Origin of the sequence: Xanthomonas sp. LMC-A-07, assembly GCF_030208825.1 — a bacterium.
Taxonomy (GTDB): Bacteria; Pseudomonadota; Gammaproteobacteria; order Xanthomonadales; family Xanthomonadaceae; genus Xanthomonas; species Xanthomonas campestris.
Map to the genome: position 1 here is coordinate 1 of NZ_JARVTF010000026.1, position 2,848 is coordinate 2,848.

At 56.5% G+C, this 2,848-nt stretch carries 3 protein-coding genes; all 3 read right to left on the reverse strand.

All coding sequences use genetic code 11. The features are described from left to right. Window positions 1-592: 592 nt before the first annotated feature. Complete coding sequence (locus tag QRM89_RS20975) at window positions 593-928, reverse strand: ribonuclease E inhibitor RraB (protein WP_285449046.1); 336 nt, start codon at window positions 926-928, stop codon at window positions 593-595. 1,105 nt (window positions 929-2,033) lie between these two features. Beyond that, entirely contained in the window at window positions 2,034-2,324 is a 291-nt protein-coding gene (locus QRM89_RS20980; RefSeq protein WP_285449048.1) for a hypothetical protein, read from the reverse strand. 31 nt (window positions 2,325-2,355) lie between these two features. After that, on the reverse strand, window positions 2,356-2,848 hold a 493-nt coding region (locus QRM89_RS20985; RefSeq protein ID WP_285449051.1), incomplete at its 5' end, for a hypothetical protein.

Genomic DNA, 2,848 nt, shown 5'->3' on the forward strand with positions numbered 1-2,848 from the left:
TGCAACCATGCTCCCCAGCACTGCCGCCTGGACCGAGTGTGCCACAGCTTGCGGGGTGGAGCTTGCTCAGCGATGCAGCGGCGCGTGATGCCATCGAAGCCAACTGCACCGAGCGCAGCGCGGGAACGACGTACCAAGGCGAAGTACCAAACTTACAGCAACCAGCAGCGGTGATGACTACTGTCCAAAGCCAACCGCATGCATGCCTGAGAACTCACCGAAGCGGCAACCACCAACGCATTTGCTCCACCACGGCCTAACGCTTGAATTAAGCCGAGTTGCGAAGCGGCTTCGGCTTGAACGAATCGTTAGGCCGGCGACGTAGGTGGCCGGGGTAGAGATTGAATGTACAGCGAACTGGAGCCATCCCAACCGCAGATGACGCATTGCCCTGAGATGAACTCATGTGGGCACTTGGGAGCGCCATAAAGAACATGGGCGCACTCTGGGCAAAGCGATGACATGCTTGAAGCAGTGGCAACATATCGGCTCTGGCATTCATCGCATTCCCTCGAAGCTCTGTCCATTGCTGCCTAACGTCCGAGATAAGCCGACTGGCGAAGCCAGTTCGGCTTGATTGAGTTGTTAGGCATCATTGCTGAAGAACGCCCCACCCATCCATGTAACCATCGTGCCTGGAAACACGACTAGCAAGGCGCTCCTCGAATTCCGTAACGGCATCATGGGTGACGATCATGCGCTTGACTAGCTCAAGCTCCATACCCCCGGAATCTGCCGGCCTAGTCTCAATATTTACAAAATGCTCGCCAGCTTTACGATCAGCAACAAACTCCATTGCTACGTAGCGGGCCGCTTCTTCGGTGCGAAAAACAGCAAAGAACTCCATGTCGTGTTTTTTTGAGAAGTCGAAATTGGAAGCCTGCATAAGACGAAGGACATCGCCGTTTTCATCCCTGGGGAAGTTCATTGTTCTTTCCTGATGATGCCTAACGCTTGAATTAAGGCGAGTTGCGAAGCGGCGTCGGCTTGAATGAATTGTTAGGCAGTGAGTGACCGCAAAGGTTGGATGGTGCAACCATGCTCCCCAGCACTGCCGCCTGGACCGAGTGTGCCACAGCTTGCGGGATGGAGCTTGCTCAGCGATGCAGCGGCGCGTGATACCACCGAAGCCAACTGCACCGAGCGCAGCGCGGGAACGACGCACCAAGGCGAAACACCGAACTTACCGCAACCAGCAACGGTGATGACTGCTGTCCGGAGCCAACCGCATGCCCGCACGCGAAATCACCGAAGCGGCAACCACCATCGCATTTGCTCCACCACGGCCTAACGCCTGAGTTAAGCCGAGCCGCGAAGCGGCTTCGGCTTGAATGAACTGTTAGGCCGCAATGCCACGTCTATTTGCTGCGGCCAGGTAGCAAATAACGGGCGCACACGGCGCCGATGGCTATGAAGATTACAAGGGCGATGGCCGAGTACTTTGCCCAACGAAGATGCCACTCAGTTGCGTAAGGCGGAACGTCTGATGCCCACAGGTGGAAGATGATCAAGTTGCAGCACCAAAGCGCCGCCAGGGCAGCGACTATTACACCGAGCCAAAGGCCAATGCGCTTGGCTCTGCCTCTGGCGGGAATTTGTCGAGCAGTTTCCATGCGGCCTAACGCCTGAATTAAGCCGGCCGGCAGCAGGGCGGCGACTGAGTGCAAATATAGCCGAAGGCGTGCACTTAGGCGCCGCGCTGATGTGGGCTCGGCTTGAATGAATTGTTAGGCCGCGGCTCCACATGCAAAAGTCGCGTGTGACTACGAATTATCCTTAGTACGGACACGGTGCGCGACCCAGTTTAGCCCAACCCACAACACAGCTAGATATGCAAAGGCGGCCGAGACGTACACAGTTGAACCAAAAGTCTTGAGCCAAGGTGTTGCTACCCCAAGCAAGAAGACGCCAGCCAAGGCAAGCACGAAATAAACGAGGCGCGCTTTGGAGTCTTTGGTCACAAGCAGCTTCTCTCCGCGGCCTAACGCCTGAGTTAAGCCGCGCTGCGAAGCGGCGTCGGCTTGAATGAATTGTTAGGCGCCAACACGCTTGATCTGCACCTTGCTGTGCTGGCGCAGTGCACGCTTGCCGTTAGCTGATACAAGATTGATCAAGTAGTCGTTGGTAGCCAGGAGGTCAGCGGCCTGATCCAACGATGCTGCAAAGACCTTGTTGACTCCATTGTTTGTCGGAGAACCAGACGAGGAAGGACGCTTGCGATTAAGTACGTAGAGGCCGGAAGAATCCGGCTTTGCGACAAAGGTTTTACCCGCGGCGTCACCGCGCGTGCCGATGGCGGTAATGCTGAGTACGGCTCCAGTCACGAAAATCTCCTTTTGGCGCCTAACGCCTGAATTAAGCCGAGCCGCGAAGCGGCTTCGGCTTGAATGAATTGTTAGGCGGCAACTCGTAGGCCACCACCTCGACGCCGCCTGCTAGTAATTGCTGATGCAGCTCCACGTAGCGGTCCTGCGGGACTTGTGCGATAGGTGCTACCTGAAGTGCATAGTCTTGCGTTGGGTTTTCGCGAATGTCGTCCTCGGGTCTAGGCGGGCCAAGCAGGACGATATCCAGATCGGATGTGGCTCCCACGAACGCCGGATACTCCTCGAAGCGCCCAGACATTTCAGGTTCAAGCCGCGCGACCAGTGCCGCGCCGATGCGCTCGGCCACCGCAGCCAGCGGAATGCTCGGGTTGATGGTAAAGACGCAGCCAGTTGCCATGATGTATTTCTGCCGCCTAACGCCTGAAATAAGCCGACTGGCGAAGCCAGTTCGGCTTGATTGAATTGTTAGGGAACCTCTGAACAACGCACAACAGATACGCGACACTACCCGCCTGATGTTG